The 18,152-nt window shown below is 53.8% G+C and carries 16 protein-coding genes and 1 tRNA gene; 11 read left to right on the plus strand and 6 right to left on the minus strand.

Annotation, left to right across the window (positions count from 1 at the left end; all coding sequences use genetic code 11):
- Positions 1–189 precede the first annotated feature (189 nt).
- The 3 genes from MTX78_RS01350 (at position 190) to MTX78_RS01360 (ending at position 1,577) form a co-directional block, all read left to right on the plus strand.
- Positions 190–630, plus strand: a complete 441-nt coding sequence (locus MTX78_RS01350) for a hypothetical protein (protein ID WP_243799218.1) — start codon at positions 190–192, stop codon at positions 628–630.
- 291 nt (positions 631–921) lie between these two features.
- Positions 922–1,287, plus strand: a complete 366-nt coding sequence (locus tag MTX78_RS01355) for a hypothetical protein (protein WP_243799220.1) — start codon at positions 922–924, stop codon at positions 1,285–1,287.
- A 216-nt stretch (positions 1,288–1,503) separates the two neighbouring features.
- Positions 1,504–1,577 (plus strand) — tRNA-Asp (locus tag MTX78_RS01360).
- Positions 1,578–1,760: 183 nt separating this feature from the next.
- Here the strand turns inward: MTX78_RS01360 and MTX78_RS01365 are convergent.
- Positions 1,761–2,612 (minus strand): DUF5694 domain-containing protein, encoded by an 852-nt coding sequence (locus tag MTX78_RS01365; RefSeq protein WP_243799222.1) that lies wholly within the window; start codon positions 2,610–2,612, stop codon positions 1,761–1,763.
- A 218-nt stretch (positions 2,613–2,830) separates the two neighbouring features.
- Here MTX78_RS01365 and MTX78_RS01370 point away from each other — a divergent pair, with 218 nt between their 5' ends.
- Positions 2,831–3,961, plus strand: a complete 1,131-nt coding sequence (locus tag MTX78_RS01370; RefSeq protein WP_243799224.1) for a putative sensor domain DACNV-containing protein — start codon at positions 2,831–2,833, stop codon at positions 3,959–3,961.
- 85 nt (positions 3,962–4,046) lie between these two features.
- Here MTX78_RS01370 and MTX78_RS01375 read toward each other — a convergent pair whose 3' ends face one another.
- Complete coding sequence (locus tag MTX78_RS01375) at positions 4,047–4,508, minus strand: cold-shock protein (RefSeq protein WP_243799226.1); 462 nt, start codon at positions 4,506–4,508, stop codon at positions 4,047–4,049.
- Between the two features lie 425 nt (positions 4,509–4,933).
- On the opposite strand from MTX78_RS01375, the gene MTX78_RS01380 reads away from it, so the two are divergent.
- From MTX78_RS01380 to MTX78_RS01405, 6 genes are all read left to right on the plus strand, one after another.
- The gene (locus tag MTX78_RS01380; RefSeq protein ID WP_243799227.1) at positions 4,934–6,319 is read left to right on the plus strand and encodes an NAD-dependent epimerase/dehydratase family protein; all 1,386 of its coding nucleotides are present in this window, start codon (positions 4,934–4,936) and stop codon (positions 6,317–6,319) included.
- A gap of 186 nt (positions 6,320–6,505) precedes the next feature.
- Complete coding sequence (locus tag MTX78_RS01385) at positions 6,506–6,928, plus strand: Mov34/MPN/PAD-1 family protein (RefSeq protein WP_243799229.1); 423 nt, start codon at positions 6,506–6,508, stop codon at positions 6,926–6,928.
- 4 nt (positions 6,929–6,932) lie between these two features.
- Positions 6,933–7,223 carry a MoaD/ThiS family protein gene (locus tag MTX78_RS01390; RefSeq protein ID WP_243799231.1) on the plus strand — a complete coding sequence of 97 codons (291 nt, stop codon included), beginning with the start codon at positions 6,933–6,935 and terminating at the stop codon, positions 7,221–7,223.
- 4 nt (positions 7,224–7,227) lie between these two features.
- A complete protein-coding gene (gene moeB / locus MTX78_RS01395) occupies positions 7,228–8,376 on the plus strand; it encodes a molybdopterin-synthase adenylyltransferase MoeB (protein WP_243799233.1) in 1,149 nt (382 codons plus the stop codon).
- A gap of 162 nt (positions 8,377–8,538) precedes the next feature.
- Positions 8,539–9,867 carry an ethanolamine permease gene (gene eat / locus MTX78_RS01400; RefSeq protein WP_243799235.1) on the plus strand — a complete coding sequence of 443 codons (1,329 nt, stop codon included), beginning with the start codon at positions 8,539–8,541 and terminating at the stop codon, positions 9,865–9,867.
- A 193-nt stretch (positions 9,868–10,060) separates the two neighbouring features.
- Complete coding sequence (locus MTX78_RS01405; protein WP_243799237.1) at positions 10,061–11,449, plus strand: ethanolamine ammonia-lyase subunit EutB; 1,389 nt, start codon at positions 10,061–10,063, stop codon at positions 11,447–11,449.
- A gap of 99 nt (positions 11,450–11,548) precedes the next feature.
- Here MTX78_RS01405 and MTX78_RS01410 read toward each other — a convergent pair whose 3' ends face one another.
- Positions 11,549–12,172 carry a DUF4159 domain-containing protein gene (locus MTX78_RS01410; protein WP_243799239.1) on the minus strand — a complete coding sequence of 208 codons (624 nt, stop codon included), beginning with the start codon at positions 12,170–12,172 and terminating at the stop codon, positions 11,549–11,551.
- Between the two features lie 224 nt (positions 12,173–12,396).
- On the opposite strand from MTX78_RS01410, the gene MTX78_RS01415 reads away from it, so the two are divergent.
- Positions 12,397–13,014: a porin family protein gene (locus MTX78_RS01415; protein WP_243799241.1), complete on the plus strand. Its 618-nt coding sequence runs from the start codon at positions 12,397–12,399 to the stop codon at positions 13,012–13,014.
- Between the two features lie 89 nt (positions 13,015–13,103).
- Here MTX78_RS01415 and MTX78_RS01420 read toward each other — a convergent pair whose 3' ends face one another.
- From MTX78_RS01420 to MTX78_RS01430, 3 genes are all read right to left on the minus strand, one after another.
- Positions 13,104–14,429: a TldD/PmbA family protein gene (locus tag MTX78_RS01420; protein WP_243799243.1), complete on the minus strand. Its 1,326-nt coding sequence runs from the start codon at positions 14,427–14,429 to the stop codon at positions 13,104–13,106.
- Between the two features lie 154 nt (positions 14,430–14,583).
- Positions 14,584–16,233 (minus strand): TldD/PmbA family protein, encoded by a 1,650-nt coding sequence (locus MTX78_RS01425; protein WP_243799245.1) that lies wholly within the window; start codon positions 16,231–16,233, stop codon positions 14,584–14,586.
- Between the two features lie 198 nt (positions 16,234–16,431).
- Positions 16,432–18,087, minus strand: a complete 1,656-nt coding sequence (locus tag MTX78_RS01430) for a TldD/PmbA family protein (RefSeq protein ID WP_243799247.1) — start codon at positions 18,085–18,087, stop codon at positions 16,432–16,434.
- Positions 18,088–18,152: the final 65 nt, after the last annotated feature.

An 18,152-nucleotide genomic window follows, 5' to 3' on the forward strand; every position in this document is an offset into this window, starting at 1 on the left:
AGCAATTTGGCAACTGAAATTTCCAGCTTCCTTCCCTGAGCATACCAGAAGGCACGAAACCCGTAGTGAAAGACAGTTGCACTGCTGCTTCTAAGGAAGCTAGCTGCGCACAGATGGATACTGTGGTGTTGGCTACACAGAACGCCAAAAGTGCCGTGTACCACTCTGGTTTGTTGCTATGCGTCGCTCATGAAAAAGCTGCTCAGTGGTGTTGTAGGAAGTGTTGGTGTGTTCTGGCCGGGGCTAGTACGTGCCAGTGATATAGAAGTGAAGGCTGCCTTTCTTCTGCAAGGAGGCATCGGTGGGATACTTATTGGCGCGGGCCTTTATGCTGTTTTCATGCTTCTGGCAGCGGTGTTGTTTAAGCGTAGGGTCCATGCGGGAATAGCGTTTGCACTGGCAACGGCGTTTTTCATTTACATCGAATACAAGTCCTTTTACTTCCTGGCTATTGCAACTGGCTTCATGCGCACGCGCCAGATGCGGTACGAGTTCGGTGAGCTGACCACGGTGCTGTATTGGGTGTTGGTTGGCATTGGGGTATGGAGGGTGGCTGTTGTTGGTATTGCGCTACGCATGCGGGTAAGGCGGCACCGAAGCACTACCACAGATTGGGTCAGTGAAGGATAGGCGACTATCGGTACTCCCATGTTTTCTGGGCAAGCAAAAGACAATACAGATACCCATGTTTCCGCTGCTTTCCACGGACACGCAATAGGCGTTTGCTATGCCATCATGCTGCGTCTGCCTACCCATGAAAAGTGCCCATACGTAGCTCAGCAGTACAGCGCGGCAGGTAAGCCAAGCGCAAAAAACGGCAACCTTACGCGCAAGGCTTGCGAATAAATGCACCCGTGAGGCACACGTATTGGACCGTGCAGCACGAGCAACGAACTGCATTTCATTAGCACCCGCACCACCATGAGCAAAGGCAAAAAGAAGGATTCGAAAAAAGGCAACCAGTCGAATGATCTGCTGGATGAGGCTGCTGTGTCGCTCAAGAAGTTTCGCAAAGTCACGAAGCAGCTTACCAAGCTAACGACTGGTCAGAAAGTAGTGGGCGGCCTTGCCTTATTAGCGGCGGGCCTTACGTACTTGGCCAAGCAGCAAGGCGAAACCGATGCCGCCGTAAAGACCACACCCGGCGCTGAAGCCGCCGAAGCTGCTTTGGCTACGCTTACCAATGAGCATAGGGAAAGTGAACCTGAGCAGAAAGGCCCCGATCCTATAAGAAAGCCTGCCAAAGCCGCCTCCAGACACAAAAAGCCCAAACGCACCCTAGAGTAGTATTGATTTTGCTGCAAAATACCCTGCTGGTGCGTATGCAGCTAACGCCCTGTTAGCGAGTGCTATGCTAGTGGAAAAGGCGGTATTCAAGTGAGCAACGAAAACAAAATCTGCTTTTCTGTGCTATGCAAGCCGCTTTTTCCTTGCAAGTCCCAAATTCACCCTTACCTTTGCAGCACTTTAAGGGAAAGCATCGGCTTTTCTGGTGAAGAAAACGGTTCGGTAGTTCAGTCGGTTAGAATGCCGCCCTGTCACGGCGGAGGTCGCGGGTTCGAGTCCCGTCCGGACCGCTCTGAAGCACAGTAGATGCTTCAAAGCAATAAAAAAGGCCCTTAGCTTTAGCTAAGGGCCTTTTTTATTGTCAGTGGTTTTTCGCTTGTGTGAGACAACTGGTGCAGGTAGGTGCTAGTAGCGTGCCCACCGCAAGGCTTCAAGCCAGAGGCCTCTATGCAGACAGGTGGGGGCGAATCGGCTTACTTTTTCAAGACATTCTTCAGTTCTGTTAGCTTGAAGGTGCTGTCGTAGGTAACGAAATCCTGGATGATAGCGGCATGGCCCGAGCCTACGAGAACCATCACCTTATCGTCTTGCGGTTCCACCATTTTTTGCAGCAACGAGTACATGTACAGGTTGCGCCGATACCATTCAGATACCATCCGGGGGCCGGAAAAATTACTGGCGGTGCCGGCTCTGTTGAACTTGTCGAGGTAAATGCCTTTGTTGAAGGTCAGGTTCTCTTTGGTGTTGGCGTCGAGCAAGAGCTGCGTGAGCGTGTAGGTTTCTATTTTCTTGTTTTGACTGGTCTCTATACTTGCTCTTGCATCATTTAGGCTCTTCAGCAACGGCTCTTGTTTGGCAACCGCAATGGCCTGCATAACACTATCAAAAGGCAGCGAAATCTTGTTGTAGTCGAAGGCGTGAATCCGGGTAAGCTTGGCTTTCTTGCCGGCCCGAAAAGCTAGCTGCACAATCTCGTTTTTCAGATAGAAATCTCTTTTTCCGGGCGTCGGGTAGGTGGCTTGAATGTACTCTTCGTACTTGCCCCCGAGGTACTGCGTGTATAGCTCGTCTAATCCGCGCTGGTCGCTGTAGTCCCACTCCACAAAAATTTTGTCGGGGCGAAACGCCGCTAGGTTATTGGTTATGTTTTCCAACTCTGCCTGAACCTTCGGGGTCATCACGTCGAACGTTTTCACTTTGGCTACATCGCCCCCGGGATTGTGAAAATGGAAGGTGCCTACTAGCAACAAATCAGTCGGTTTGGACTGGGCAATGCTTTGAACGACAGAACACAGGCCGAATAGGAGTAAGAACGCTTTTTTCATTGACCTAAAGAGAGAAGTAGGAAAGAGAACATCCCAGAACCAAGCACTGCCAAGCCTGGTGCAGCAGAAAGCTACCACAATTTGCAACGCTGCAGGTTGAGTATATTCTTAGCTGCCACCGGCAGCACAGAGTGTTCCTACAGGCACACAACATGCACTTGTGGGCTGAACGGCCGTAGGAAGTAGTATCCAACCCAAAAGCTCCGTACTTGCCAGGTATGCTTTCTGAACCAACGTATCTAGCGGCTCGTGTAGTCGCTCCCATGATTGAAATGTATTTTGCTCGCCACCATGCCGCCGCGAGCCACCAAGACACTAGCGTACTGGCTTCCCCACCGCCGCCACAGTTGGTAGAGGTGATGATTGATGCCGCCTTCTGGGCAAGCTTACGCCGGGAGGAAGGGCACCCACCTAAAATCTCGCTGGCACTGCTGGAGCCGACGCAAGCCACCCAGCCGGTGGTATTCAGCAAGCGCCGCCTGATACCCTACAATCTGCTTAAGTTAGCGCCAGCGGTAGAACAGCCCGGTATTCATTTGGGTGTATGGCACGATGAAGAAGGCCTTTATGTGTGGGGCACGGCCACCGGAATTCCGCCGCTTTGCTTGGTGATAGAAGTGGTGGAGCCGGGCTTGCTGGTGGTAAAGCACCGCCGTGCCGATGGCTTCGGCAAATTTGTGAACGTGGCCATTCTGCGCGGCGACCAACTTCAACTGGTAGACGCGGAAAGTACCATCATGGACGACTGCCCGGCCCTACAGGCGTTTCTGCCGGGCCGCAGCCTCCCTACCACCGCCGGCGAAACCGACAACGTGCTGGGAGAACTGGCGGCCGTCATGCGGGCGCACGGGCGGGGTGGATTGGTACTGGTGGTTCCGCCGAATTCCAACCAGTGGCAGGAGTCCATTGTCAAACCGATTACCTACCCGGTGTTGCCCGCATACATTGGTATTGCCGAAGGCCGGCAGCAAGAGCAAGCCAAATGGCAATGGCGCGAGGAAATTCGGCAGGCCATCGGGATTGTAGGTGGTTTCACGGCCGTAGATGGCGCTACGGTTATCACTCGCGACTACCACCTGCTGGCGTTCGGCACGAAGGTATCTCGGGCCGAGTCCAGCCAGCCCGTTGATAAGATGGTGCTGACGGAGCCGGTGGTAGATAGCGTGGCCCGGCATCTGCACCCCGCCCAAAACGGGGGCACCCGCCATTTAGCCGCCGCCCAGTTTGTATACGACCAACGCGATTCGCTAGCCCTAGTAGCGTCCCAGGATGGCTACTTCACTGTTTTTGCGTGGTCTACCAAGCTGGAAATGGTGCACGCCCACCGCATTGATGTGCTACTGCTCTAAGGCCAGAGCAGCTAGCACGCCAGCGGTAAACGCAAAACGGCAGCCACTCCTTGGAGTGGCTGCCGTTTTTCAAGTAAGGTTCACTCTATTCGGTGGCTTTTTTCACGCTGATGGCGCTAGGACCTTTCTGGCCCATTTCCACCTCGAAAGTTACTTTGTCGTTCTCTTTTATCGTGATGCCACCAAGGCTGTTGGCATGCACAAAAACGCTTTCCTGCGTTTGCTGGTCTTTGATGAAGCCGTAGCCCTTCGAGTCGTTGAAGAACGTAACGGTGCCTTTCCGGATCGGGTCTTCCTGCTCCTGATCCTCCTGCTTCAGTGCCCCAATGCGGACATCTTCGACCTTGATTTCCTTTTTCTTGGTCGGATCTGGGGGAGTAGTTGAAATGTTGCCGTTTTCGTCTACATAGGCAAGCATCTCATCGAGGTTCTGCCCTTTCTTAGCGGCAGCTTGGCGCTCTTCTTTGCGCTCCTCCTTGTCCATCTTCTTCTTTTGGCGCTTTTTCTCGTTTTCCTTTTTGCCGAAGCTTGCTTGGGATTTCCCCATGTGTTGTTGGTTTTATTGGTCTGAATGCTTTCACTGATAAAGTTAAGCATTTGAAATATAGCATAGAGTATTACAAGGAAGCCGACAGTAAAGTTCAGGTGGATAACAAGGCCTGATCCAAGTGTCAAGCAACAAGCAAATATCCAACTGATTACGCTCTGCGGGCGCTTTACTACAAGGCCTTGTTAGTAGTAAGAAAAGCAAGGCAGGGAAGAAGTGCTAGATTGCTCGTATTCGTTCAATATCTTTGTAAAGCACAGATTTTTTGCCTTATATTTATATATACAAGGGCTTGTACCCCAGGTGGTTACCATATATTAAATAAATTTAACTTAACAATTATTATACTGGACAAAAGCTTGAAGATATTTAGTCGTTACCTTTATTAAGGAAAATAAGTGCAATTCATATTGCTAGCAAGTACCATGGAAGAAGATCTGTATAAGAAAATATGGGAGTTGTCGCGGTATAGTGATAAAGCTGCACCTTATAAGGAGTTGAAGCGGTTGACCAAGGAATTGATTAGGTCATACTACTTGCAAGGCCGATTATCCGAGCACCCATTTGCTTCGGCCCGGGAAAGAAGAATTAGCCTTCCATCCGAAAAAATTCATAGTGAGCTGAATGGTAGTATCTGTTTGATTACTGGAGGCTTAGGCTGTGTTGGTTCCGCCTTGATAGAAGAGCTATTGCATTTCAATGTACAGCGCATTGTTGTGCTACATAGGCTTGATCAAGCAACTGTTGCTAACGCTCCGGTACGCAGCGAAAAAATCGTTTATGTAAATTGTGATATCACAGATATAAAATCTATCAATTCCGCTTTTATTGCTCATCGGCCAGACCTTGTTTTTCACACCGCTGCGCAGCGCAATCCTGGCTACGCCGAAAAGAACATAGTACATACCGTCGATACCAATGTTCTGGGTACTTACAATGTAGTAAGGGCGTGTGAGCTTGCTAAGTCGGTTAAACAATGCGTGTTTTCCTCTACGGGAAAAGCCAGCAGGTATTACACAGAAGAGGTATACGCCGCAACCAAAAAGCTATGCGAGTATATCTTGGCTACTTATTCCAAAGAAAGCAAGATCAAGTATTCTATGGTCAGGTTTACCCATATTCTTGACAATAGCTTGATGGATAGGGAACTACGCTATGCCAGTGACAACGATGACTATGTAGCTGTACACTCGCCGGGCAAATTCGTAACGGCACAGAACGTAAAGGAGGCGGCTTGCCTGATGTTGAATGCGCTGATTTATTCAGAAGACAACAGGTGTAAGTTCCTTTTGGTCAGAAATTTAGAGTGGCCGGTTGAAAGCTTGCAAGTGGCTTTATATTATATCAAACAATCGGGTAGAGACATCCCAATTATATTCCAAGGTAATCCTACGGGGTATGACGAAAGCTTTTTCCGGGGGCAGTTAGATTGGTCTGATCCTACAGAACTCAATCTCCTCATCAATGTGTACGAAAACAGGCACAGAGAACATAATCAGGAAGGAGATATTATTATATCTCACATACACGGAAGCGAAAAAGAAAAGCTGGAGCTAGTAATTCGTCAGCTGCAAACAGCAAAAGGAGAAGCGCAAACAAAAGAATACCTGACAGAAGGATTGAAAATACTTGTTAAGGAAGCGCTTGAAAATGAGCCCGAACAAGAGACGCTGAATATATTGAAGTGGGGGCTGCAATTGCCTGCCGACAGTATAGACAAAGCGGCGGCTGCCAAGCATAGTCCCATGGCTTCTTTATTATTTGAAGCGTTGGAAAATAAATACGCTACGAGAAACCATCAATTTGTATAGAAAAACAAAGCTTGTATTTTTCTGTTGCAGAAACACAACGGTAGCGTGCCATGCTACCTGTAGTATATAGCAAGCGTAGCAGCTACTTCGCGTTTAAATTTCAAAGAGCAGCCGGCTCACGGAGCCCTTTTTCTGTGCCCGGTCTACACCATAAGTAGTTGGCTGCTTGGGAAACAACGGTAACTAATGATGCGCATCCATAAGGCCTTATTAGACAAAATTCAAGCTCACGCGGCATCCTCACCTGAGGAATGCTGTGGGTTTGTATTCGGTCACGACAAAGAGGCTGGCCGTGTTGTCACGGAAACTATGGCTGTGGCAAATGCCGAGCAAAACGACAAGCGTTTGCGGTTCCGCATAGCACCTAAAGATTACCTGTTTGCCGAGCAGTTCGCCGAGCAAAAGCAGATGCAACTGCTTGGCGTGTACCATTCTCATCCCGAACATTCCGCTGTGCCCTCGAAACACGATAGCCAAGCCGCATTTCCGTACTTCTCTTATCTGATTGTTTCGGTGCTGGGCGGAAGAGTTGACGATGTGCAATCCTGGCGTTTGAGTGATGAAGGGCACTTCGAGAACGAACCAATACACATCACCGATTCATTTTAAAGCCATGGCAACTGTAATTGTTCCAACGCCGCTACGGAAATTCACGGGCAACGCCTCGCGGGTACAAGTGTCGGCAACCACCGTGTCCGATGTTGTAAGTGAGTTGACCCTTCAGTATCCTGAGCTTAAAAGGCACCTGCGCACCCCAGACGGAAAAATCCCTTCGTTCATCAACATATTTGTGGGCGACGATGACATTCGTGCTTTGCAGCAAGAGCAGACCCCGGTGCAAGCCACCTCTGTTATTAGTATTGTGCCTGCCATAGCCGGAGGAATAGATCAACCAAAAGCATAAGTATATGGATCACAATGCCCTAGCATTCTCCGCGGCAGAGCTGGCTCGTTATGACCGCCACATTATTATTCCTGAGTTTGGGCTGGAATCGCAGAAGAAGCTGAAAGCAGCTAGAGTGCTGGTAGTGGGTTCGGGTGGTTTGGGGAGCCCTATGCTGCTGTATCTAGCTGCTGCTGGGGTCGGTACGATTGGCATCGTGGATTTCGATGTCGTTGAGGACAGCAACTTGCATCGGCAGGTGTTGTTTGGAGTGGAGGAAATTGGGCAGCCCAAAGCGGAAGCGGCGAAGCGTCGGCTACAGGCGTTGAATCCATACATCCAAATTGAGGTGTACAACACCCCGTTAACCTCTGCAAACGCCTTAGAGCTGATTGGAGAGTATGATGTGGTGGCCGATGGTACCGACAATTTTCCGACCCGCTACCTGGTAAACGACGCGTGCGTACTGCTTGGCAAGCCCAACGTCTACGCGTCCATTCTGCAGTTTGAAGGCCAGGTTTCGGTGTTCAACTACCGGGATAGTGCGGGTGAGCTAGGTCCCAACTACCGTGATTTGTACGCCACTCCGCCACCTCCAGGAATGGTTCCGAGTTGTGCGGAAGGTGGCGTATTGGGCGTGTTGCCTGGTATAATTGGCAGCCTACAAGCGCTGGAAGTTATCAAGGTTGTGACGGGCGTAGGAGAAGTGCTCAGTGGGCGCTTGTTTAATTTCGATGCGCTAAGCTTTCAATCCCGCACCTTCAACATCAAGCGCAGCTCCGATAATCCGCTCAACGGCACGAACCCAACCATCGACAAGCTGATTGATTACGAGCAGTTCTGTGGTATGCCGGTAATTGAAAAGCCAGTGCGGGAAATTACCGTTGCCCAGCTTCATGAGTGGCAGAACGCAGGGGAAGATTTTCAATTGATTGACGTGCGCCAGCCAGATGAATATGCCAGCGCCAACATGGACGCCCTGCTGCTGCCACTAGATACACTACAAGACAATACCGATAAGATTGACCGCCACCGAAAAGTAGTAGTACACTGCAAAACGGGCGGCCGTAGCACAAAAGCCATCCGCCAGTTGGAAGAGCACTTCGGGTTCGATAACCTGTATAATCTGAAGGGCGGAATAATGGCGTACCTGCAAGAGGTGAAAACAGGTTGAACGTACGGGAGCCCAACAGGAGGCCACACAACCACACCACACCGATACCAGATCAAGTGCAATGGGCTAGTTGGTCAGGTCAGTCCTGCATGGTTTTCCGTTGGTGATTTTGTGCAATTAGCGCTATGTTAAGGGTGTAGCTGAACCCCTTTCGCCTATTGTATGAACGATGCTGCCCCGTCGCCGGCCTTAAAGAAAGTACTGAAGCCGCTGCACCTATGGGCCATTGCGGTAGGGCTAGTTATTTCCGGCGAGTACTTCGGCTGGAACTACGGCTGGGCAGTTTCGGGCACCGTTGGGTTTCTGGTGGCCACGCTCCTGATTACGGTACTCTACATCACGTTCATTTTCAGCTTTACGGAACTAACAACGGCCATTCCGCATGCCGGTGGGCCGTTTGCCTATGCCCACCGGGCGCTGGGCCCCGTGGGCGGATTTGTGGCTGGCTATGCCACGCTAGTGGAGTTTTTGTTCGCGCCGCCGGCCATTGCGTTTGCACTAGGCAGCTACGTGCACTTCTTGTACCCGAGCGTACCCGTACTGGCTACGGCGCTGGGCAGCTACGTAGTGTTTATCGGCATCAACCTGCTGGGCATCAAGGAGTCGGCGTTGTTTTCGTTGGTGGTTACTTTGCTGGCCGTGGCAGAGCTGCTGGTATTTATGGGACTGGTGGCACCGCATTTCAAGGCCAGCAACTTCCTCGCCGACCCTATGCCTTTTGGCGCGGCGGGTGTGTTTGCCGCTTTGCCGTTTGCCATCTGGTTTTACCTGGCTATTGAGGGTGTAGCCATGGTGGCCGAAGAAGTAGAGGAGCCGAGGCGCACCATCCCCATCGGCTATACCTATGGCTTGCTCACGCTGGTATTGCTGGCCCTAGGCGTGATGGTCCTTACCGGCGGCGTTACCGACTGGCACCGCCTCAGCACCATTGACTATCCGCTGCCTGAGGCGTTGAGTTATGCGCTGGGCAAAGGCAGCCCTTGGACCAAAGTGTTTGCCAGCATTGGCTTGTTTGGCTTGGTGGCTTCGTTTCACGGCACCATCATTGGGTACTCGCGGCAGGTGTTTGCCTTGGCGCGCAGCGGCTATCTGCCGGGCTTTCTGGCCCGCGTTAACCCGCGGTTCCAAACGCCACACTGGGCTTTGGTGGCCGGTGGGGTAGTGGGTTGCGTATCGCTGCTGACAGGTACCACCGACAAGCTTATTATTCTGTCGGTGTTGGGCGCGGTGCTGATGTACCTGGTTAGTTTGCTGAGTTTGTTTGTGCTGCGGCGGAAAGAACCCAACCTGGTGCGGCCGTTCGTTACGCCGTTTTACCCTTGGTTTCCGCTGATTGCTACGGTATTGTCGTTGGTGAGCTTGGGGGCTATTATGTATTACAACTGGCTGCTGAGCTTAGTGTTTTTCGTGGGCCTGGGGTTGTTGCTAGGGGTATATAGGCTGCTGGGCTTGGCGAAGCCAAAGGCAGTGGTAGCAACACAAGAAAGGTAGTAGAACTGCCTTCCCAAGAATAATCTAGAAGCTGTTCGCGTTACCCAACAACGACTTAAAAAAGCCTACCGGCGTTGTAGCATTGACACCACGACGGTGGGCGTTGATGTAAAAGGTAAGACCCAACTAGACAGCTGTACACCGTTCTGGCGAACTAGAAATTAGCTTGAAATGCCTCTTAGAGAATTCTCTTATGGCCTACCACCATACCATTCGCAATAGGGTCTATCAATTTGTTGATCTGAAAACGCTGCTGGCAAAGGCCACCCCGCTACGGTCGGGCGACGTGCTGGCGGGGGTGGCTGCCGAAACGTATGAAGAGCGGGTAGCCGCTCAGCTTACGTTGGCTGAAGTTCCGCTCCGAAATTTTCTCAACGAAGCACTCATTCCCTACGAGCAGGACGAGGTAACGCGCCTGATTCTCGACACGCACGATGCCGCCGCGTTTGCACCTGTTAGCCACTTCACGGTGGGGCAATTGCGCGACTGGTTGCTGGCTGATACCACTGACACGCCTACGCTTCAGCTATTGGCCCCCGGCCTGACCCCGGAAATGGTGGCCGCCGTCAGTAAGCTCATGCGCAACCAAGAACTGATTGCCGTGGCTCGCAAGTGCGAGGTGATAACGCAGTTTCGCAACACGTTGGGCCAGCGGGGCCACCTAGCTACCCGTCTGCAGCCCAACCACCCCACCGACGACGCCCGCGGCATTGCCGCCAGCCTCCTCGACGGCCTACTCTACGGCAGCGGCGACGCCGTTATCGGCATCAACCCCGCCACCGACAATCCTGCTGCAGTTCGGAACCTGCTGGAAATGCTCGACGCTATTCGGCAGCAGTATGCCATTCCCACGCAGTCGTGCGTGCTGTGCCACGTCACGACCACGCTGGAACTGGTGCGGCAGCAAGCCCCAGTGGACCTGACATTTCAGAGTATTGCCGGTACGGAGGCTGCCAATGCCAGCTTCGGTATCAATCTGTCGCTGCTCGATGAGGCGTGGCAAGCCACGCTTAGCCTCAATCGAGGGACAGTGGGCCAGCACGTTATGTACTTCGAAACTGGCCAGGGCAGCGCCCTTAGCGCCAACGCCCACCACGGCCTCGACCAGCAAACCTGCGAAGCCCGTGCTTACGCCGTAGCCCGCCGTTTCAAGCCGCTGCTCGTCAACTCGGTGGTCGGCTTCATCGGCCCCGAGTACCTCTACGACGGCAAGCAAATCATCCGAGCGGCGCTGGAAGACCATTTTTGCGGTAAGCTGCTCGGCCTGCCCATGGGCATGGACATCTGCTACACCAACCACGCCGAAGCCGACCAAGACGACATGGATACCCTACTCACGCTACTAGGCGTGGCTGGCTGCAACTTCATCATGGGCGTGCCCGGCGCCGACGACATCATGCTCAACTACCAATCCACGTCCTTCCACGATGCACTCTACATCCGCAGCGTGCTCAATCTGCGCGCCGCCCCAGAGTTCGAGGCATGGCTACAGCAGCTAGGCGTGTTCGATGCGCAAGGCAGGCTACTACCCGCGCCGTTGCAACCATTGCTGTTGGAAAAGCTGCCTCAGGCGTTTCGTTGACCCCACCCTCGGCCCCTCCCCTGCAGGAGAGGGGTGCGTTCTAATGAAGCACTATCGTTCGGCACCCCTCTCCCGGAGGGGGAGGGGCCGGGGGTGGGGTCACGCTGTTAGCGCGTACAGCAGAATATTGACGCCGAATTTGGTGTTGTCTTCGGCTAGGAAGCGTTTGTTGCGGAAGTCGTAGTCCCACTCGCAGCCGTAGTCTTTGTTGGAATAGAGCACACCGAGGCGGCCGTTGATTTCAATGCCTTTCAGGTAGTCGTGCACCAGGTCGTCGCCCCAGCCGTTTAGCTCGAAGGATGTGGGTGGGGGCCCGTCAGGAAACTTGAAGAACTGCGAGTAGATGACGTGCGTTTTGGGAATCTTCTTGAGGGCGCCAGTGCCGAAGCATTGCCGCATCTGCTCCTCGAAGGAACGGGCAAATAGGCCGTCGATGTCGTGGTTGCAGTCGTCGACGAATACGAAGCCACCGTTGCGCACGTACTGCGTAAAATTCGCTTTTTCCTGCGCCGAAAACTGTACCAGCCGGTGCCCCGATAAGTAGCAGAAGGGGTGCCGGAACAGCTCCGGTGAGTCGAGGGCTACTACTTTCTCTTTCTGATTGACGGGTATTTTGGTGTACTGAATCAGAGAGTGTAGCAGGTTGGTTGGCATTCGCTCGTCTACGCCATCCCAGTCGCCGGAGCGGTATTGCAGACGCACGAAAGTGAAAGGAACAGGCATGCGGGATGATAAGGTGAAAGGCAAGACCACTACGGGCAGCCAATAACAGACAAAAATAAATGCGGGAGGTGGCTCACGTAGGAGAAAATCGGTTGCTGGCTCTAAAAATCCCTACCGCGCATGTGCTTGACAAACAAGTGAAAAAGATATTTCAATAAGCGGGTGAATATGGCAATGATTTTGCGTTTACATGGTTTATGTAAAAACATTCTTCTTTTTCTGCTATGAAATCCTTGCGACTTTTTGCCTTCCTTTTCTTCCTGCTAGGTGCTGCCAGCCACGCCCAAGCTCAATTCGGCATCAAAGCTGGCGTCAACAACGCCGTGCTCGATGGCCAGAACATCAACATGAACACCGATTACCAGACCACCTACCACGTAGGGGCCTTCGTTCGGCTACCGATACTTGGTCCGTTGTCTATTCAGCCCGAAGTGCTGTACTCCTTGCAAGGCTCACAGTTTAAGTCCGCTGTGGCCCACTACGATACCAAGCTGCACTACCTTAACATTCCGGTGCTGGCTCACGTGAAGGTGGGTCCGGTATATGTAGAGGGTGGCCCACAGTTTGGCGTACTGCTCGGTGCCCGCGAAAACGGCACGCTCCGCATCAATGCCGCCGACGGCTACGGCCCTGTCAACCGCACCGCCGACAATAACTACAAGAAAAACGACTTCGCCCTTGCTGCCGGAGCTGGTTTGGAGTTGGGTAGCCTCATCTTGGGCGTGCGCTACACTGCGGGCCTCAACAACATCAACGACGTAGCTGACCTAAACGGCGCCAACGACCCCCGCCTGAAAAACCGCGTGATTCAGGCATCCGTCGGTATCAAGTTCGGGAAATAGGTGCTGCCATGAGCACTCAAGCAGCAAACAACAGCGGCTTGCTCTGTAGAGCAAGCCGCTGTTGTTTGCTGCCAAACGTACTTCTGATCTTACACCGCGTCGGAGAGGCTAGTGAAGGTGAAGTCCCGAATCTTCAACGGGGGCACCATGTTGCCGCCCAAGCGCACCGACTTGCCCATGGCCTCGATGTTGTTGAGCATGATAACCGGGCTTTCGTTGAAGCGCATGTTCTTGATGGGGTGCTTGATCTTGCCGTTTTCGATGTAGAAGGTTCCGTCGCGGGTGAGGCCGGTGACAAGGAGTGTCTGCGGGTCAACGTCGCGGATGTACCAGAGGCGCGTGACCAGGATGCCTTTAGCCGTGCCTTTAATGAGGTCATCAACGCTCTGGGTGCCACCTTCCATGATGAAACCGCCGGGGAAGGCCGTGGCGGGCTTCTTGCTTTTCTCGGCCCAGTAGCGCGAGTAGTACAGGTTCTTCATCACGCCTTTCTCCACCCACGTCATGCGCTTAACGGGCATCCCTTCGTCGTCGAATACGCGGCCGGGAGCCGTGGCGTTGAGCGGGTCGGAGTAGATGGTCACGCGCGGGTCGAACATCTTTTCGCCGAGCTTGTTGCCACCGCCTTTTTTGCTGAGGAAGCTGCGGCCTTCGTCGGCTTCGCGGGCCCCCAGGGCATAGATCATGCGGTTCAGAATGCCTTCATCGGAAACCAGGGCGGCGGGCTCCAGAATAACGGTGTATTTGCCGGGCTCGATGGCCTTGGCCCCTACCGAACCTGCAGCTTTGGTGGCGGCAATGCTGGTGAGCGTCTTGGCGTTGAACTTAGCTACGTCGGTGTAGTCGGCCACGGCGTAGCCCGAGCCAGTGCCATCGGCAGTGCGCACCGTTACCGAATAATCTAGCTGCGTGAATTGCTGGTAGCCTTCCAGTCCTTTGTTGTTGCGGATAGCCACGAAACTTGGGCCGTCTTCGAGGTAGCCAGCGGCTGTGAGCTTACGAGGTTCGCAGAGCGCAATGCTGTCGGCGGCCACTTGAGCGCGGAAGTCGGCCGTGATGCCGGCTGTGGCCGCGGCGTAACTGTTGGGCGTGAGGAACTGCTGCTGCCCGAGCATGGGCATATATTCGGGGTCTTCGGGGGCCAGCTTGGCAATTTCTTCGGCCCGCTGCACGCACCGCCGCAGGGTGGCATCGTCGAACTGGTTGCAGGTGGCCACACCTGAGCGTTTACCGAACCGGGCTTCTACGGACAGGCTCACGTTGTCGGACGAGCCGGCGGTGCTCACGTTGTTGCGAGCGTAACGAATGTTGCCGGTGGTGCGGCCATTGAGCTGGCCCGCGCACTCGTCGGCGGTGCTGAAGCTCAGGACCTTTTTAAGGATGGCCTGCGCTTCGTCTTGAGAAAGTATTGCCATGGGGTGATTGTTGAGTTGTTGCTTGCTGGCTAGTTGTTGGTTGCTATAGAGCAGATGGCGCTGTCATTCCGAGCGAAGCGAGGAATCTGAGTGAAGTCGTTAACCGATTACTCTAGATTCCTCCTGCGTCGGAATGATAGTTCAAGCGCATTAACTAGCCAATTTTCCGTGCCGTGTTGATGACGTTGACGCCGTTGAAGCGGGTAGTAGCCGAACCGTGGCTCACCGCCGAAATCTGGCTCGGCTGACCCTTGCCATCGAAGAAGGTGCCCATGAGCCGGTAGTCGGACTGGTCGCAGGAGCCAGCGCAGGAGTTCCAGAACTCTTGCGTGTTGGCCTGGTAGGCCACGTCCTCAATCATGCCGGCTATTTTGCCTTTCTCAATGGCATAAAACACCTGGCCGCCAAATTGGAAGTTGTAGCGCTGCTGGTCGATAGAGTAGGAGCCAGCACCCGCAATGTAGATACCCTTATCCACCTTGCTGATCATTTCGTCCACGCTCTGCTTAGCGGTGCCGGGTTGTAAGCTTACGTTAGGCATGCGCTGAAACTGCACCGAACTCCAGGCATCGGCATAGCAGCACCCGTCTGATTCTTGCTGCCCAACTACGGCAGCTTGGTCCCGAATTTTCTGATAGTTCACCAACTTGCCTTCTTTGATGAGGTCCCACTGCTTGGTTTTCACGCCCTCGTCATCATACCCAACCGCGCCCAAAGAACCGGGCTGCAACTTGTCGGCTACAATATTCACTTGCTTGGAGCCATACGGAATGTTCTTGGCTTTCCACTCTAAGGTGGCGAAGCTCGTACCAGCATAGTTGGCTTCGTAGCCGAGCACCCGGTCCAACTCGGTAGGGTGGCCCACCGATTCGTGGATGGTCAAACCCAAGTGGCCAGGGTCGAGCACCAGGTCGTACTTACCGGGCACTACGCTTTTAGCCGTCAGCTTTTCCTTGGCGTGTTTGGCTGCCTGCGCGGCATCTTCCAGAATGTCGTAGCGCTGCTTGTAGCCGATTACCGTCGTGCCCGTAGGACCTGCTACTCTCTCGCTGCCGCCGGGCGTCAGGTACTCGTAGCCCAACCCCATGGCCGCCGACATCGACTCGCGCGAACGGAACTTGCCGGTTGCCTTGTCAATGGCCGTGACGGTAAACGTGGGCCAGATGCGGTGCACATCCTGGTCGATATAGGAGCCGTCGGTGCTGGCGAAGTACTTCTGCTCGTTCACCTGGAATAGCGCCGAATTGATGTAGTTAGCGCCGTTTTCGAGGGCCTTGGCATTGGCGGCCAGCAGCAAGTCGGCCTTTTCCTTTACGGGTACTTCGAAAGGGTTTTTCTGGATGGGCGTCTTCCAGCTGACCTCGCCGTAGCCTTGTTGTGGCGCCAACTGCACAGGTTGTTTCTGCCCCTTCTGGTTGGCTTTGGCAATGGCCGTTGCCGAGCGAGCCGCCGCCGCTACGCCAGCTTCCGTTATGGTGTTGGTTGACGCAAACCCCCACGCACCATTCACCAATACCCGAACCCCCGCTCCGAGGCTTTCCGTGCTGGTAATATTCTGCACCTGTTTTTCGCGGGTGAAAACGTACTGATTGAGGTAGCGCCCAATGCGCACATCGGCATACGAAGCACCGGCAGATTTTGCAGCGTTCAGGGCAGCATCGGCCAAGCGCTTTTTCAGGGCTGGGTCCATGACTTCGAGCAGTTGCTCGGGGTCCACGAGCATACCTCCCAACCCGGGTATACTCGGTAGCAGCAGGCCCCCGGCCGCCAGGCCAGTCAGCCCCATAAAGTCACGTCTTTTCAAAGTGCTTGAGAATTAGAAGGTGAGAAAAGAACTGAAGGAAGCAGGCAGGAACAGGTTTCCCATGTGCTATGGATGCTACTTCCAGATCAAGGTTGCTAAAATATTCAAGAAACCGAATGAAAAGTAAATGCCCGCCCGGCGCAAACCGGACGGGCAACCTACTAGGCGAAAAGCGACAAGCTTATGTCACCCGTTTCCCTAGCCAATTTTGCGGGCCGTATTGATGACGTTGACGCCGTTGAAGCGGGTGGTGGCCGAACCGTGGCTCACCGCCGAGCTCTGTGCGGGCTGTCCTTTGCCGTCGTTGAAGAAGCCCGCGAGGCGGTAGTCGGACTGGTCGCAGGAGCCGGCGCAGGAGTTCCAGAACTCTTGCGTATTGGCCTGATAGGCCACGTCTTCGAGCATGCCCGTAATCTTGCCTTTGTCGATGGCGTAGAACACTTGGCCGCCAAACTGGAAGTTGTAGCGCTGCTGGTCGATGGAGAACGAGCCGTTGCCGGCAATGTAGATGCCTTTATCTACCTTGCTTACCATCTCGTCCACGCTCAATTTGGCGGTGCCGGGGCGCAAGCTCACGTTAGGCATGCGCTGGAACTGCACATCCTGCCACGACTGCGAGTAGCAGCATCCGTCCGACTCTTTCTGACCCACCATAGCGGCCTGGTCGCGAATCTTCTGGTAGTCGATCAGCTTGCCTTCTTTGATAAGGTCCCACTCTTTGGTTTTCACGCCTTCGTCGTCGTACCCAACCGCGCCTAACGAGTTCGGCTGGAGCTTATCAGCCACAATGTTGACTTGCTTGGAGCCATACGGAATGTTCTTGGCTTTCCACTCCAGCGTAGCGAAGCTCGTACCCGCGTAGTTGGCTTCGTAGCCGAGCACCCGGTCCAGCTCGGTAGGGTGGCCCACCGATTCGTGGATGGTCAAACCCAAGTGGTGTGGGTCGAGCACTAGGTCGTACTTTCCCGGTACCACACTCTTGGCCGTCAGCTTTTCCTTCACCTGCTTGGCGGCAGCGGCGGCATCTTCCAAGATGTCGTAGCTGTTTTTGTAGCCAATAACGTTGGAGCCAGCCGGGCCGGCAACCTTGTCGGCCGCCTTGGGCGTCAGGTATTCGTAGCCCATGCCCATAGGAGAACTCAACGACTGCCGGGAGCGGAATTTGCCCGACGCCCGGTCGATAGCCGTAACCCCGAAGGTCGGCCAGATGCGGTGAATGTCTTGGTCGATGTAGGAGCCGTCGGTGCTAGCAAAGTACTTCTGCTCGTTTACCTGGAATAGCACCGAGTTGACAAACGAGGCGCCGTTTTCCATGGCCTTGGCATTGGCTGCCAATAGGATATCTACTTTATCCTTGATGGGCACTTCGAAGGCGTTCTGCTGAATAGGGGCCTTCCACGAGACCTCGCCGAAGCCTTTTTGAGGCGCAAGCTGCACCTGGGCCTTCTGTACTTTCGAGTTGGCTTTGGCAATCTGCACGGCCAACTGGGCAGCTTTGGCCAGGCCAGCTTCCGTTACTTGGTTGGTGGAGGCGAATCCCCAAGTGCCGTTGGCAATTACTCGGATACCAGCACCATAACTTTCAGTGCTCAGGATGTTTTGCACCTGCTTTTCGCGGGTGAAAACGCCTTGGTTGAGGTAGCGCCCAATCCGTACGTCGGTGTACGTGGCGCCGGCTGCCTTAGCAGCATTTAAGGCCGCATCGGCTAGCTTTTTCTTAACAGCAGGGTCCACGGCGGCGTCCAGCAGGCGCAAGGGGTCTACCTCGATGCCGCTGCCAAAACCGGGGATGCTAGGTATAAACAGAGCTCCGGTAGCCAAGCCGGTAAGCCCTACAAAGTCACGTCTTTTCAAAGCAGTACTGAATAGAGAAGTAGAAAGAGAGGATACGCAGCCCGAAGGCACGCTTCGGGCTACTG

Source organism: Hymenobacter tibetensis, assembly GCF_022827545.1.
GTDB lineage: Bacteria > Bacteroidota > Bacteroidia > Cytophagales > Hymenobacteraceae > Hymenobacter > Hymenobacter tibetensis.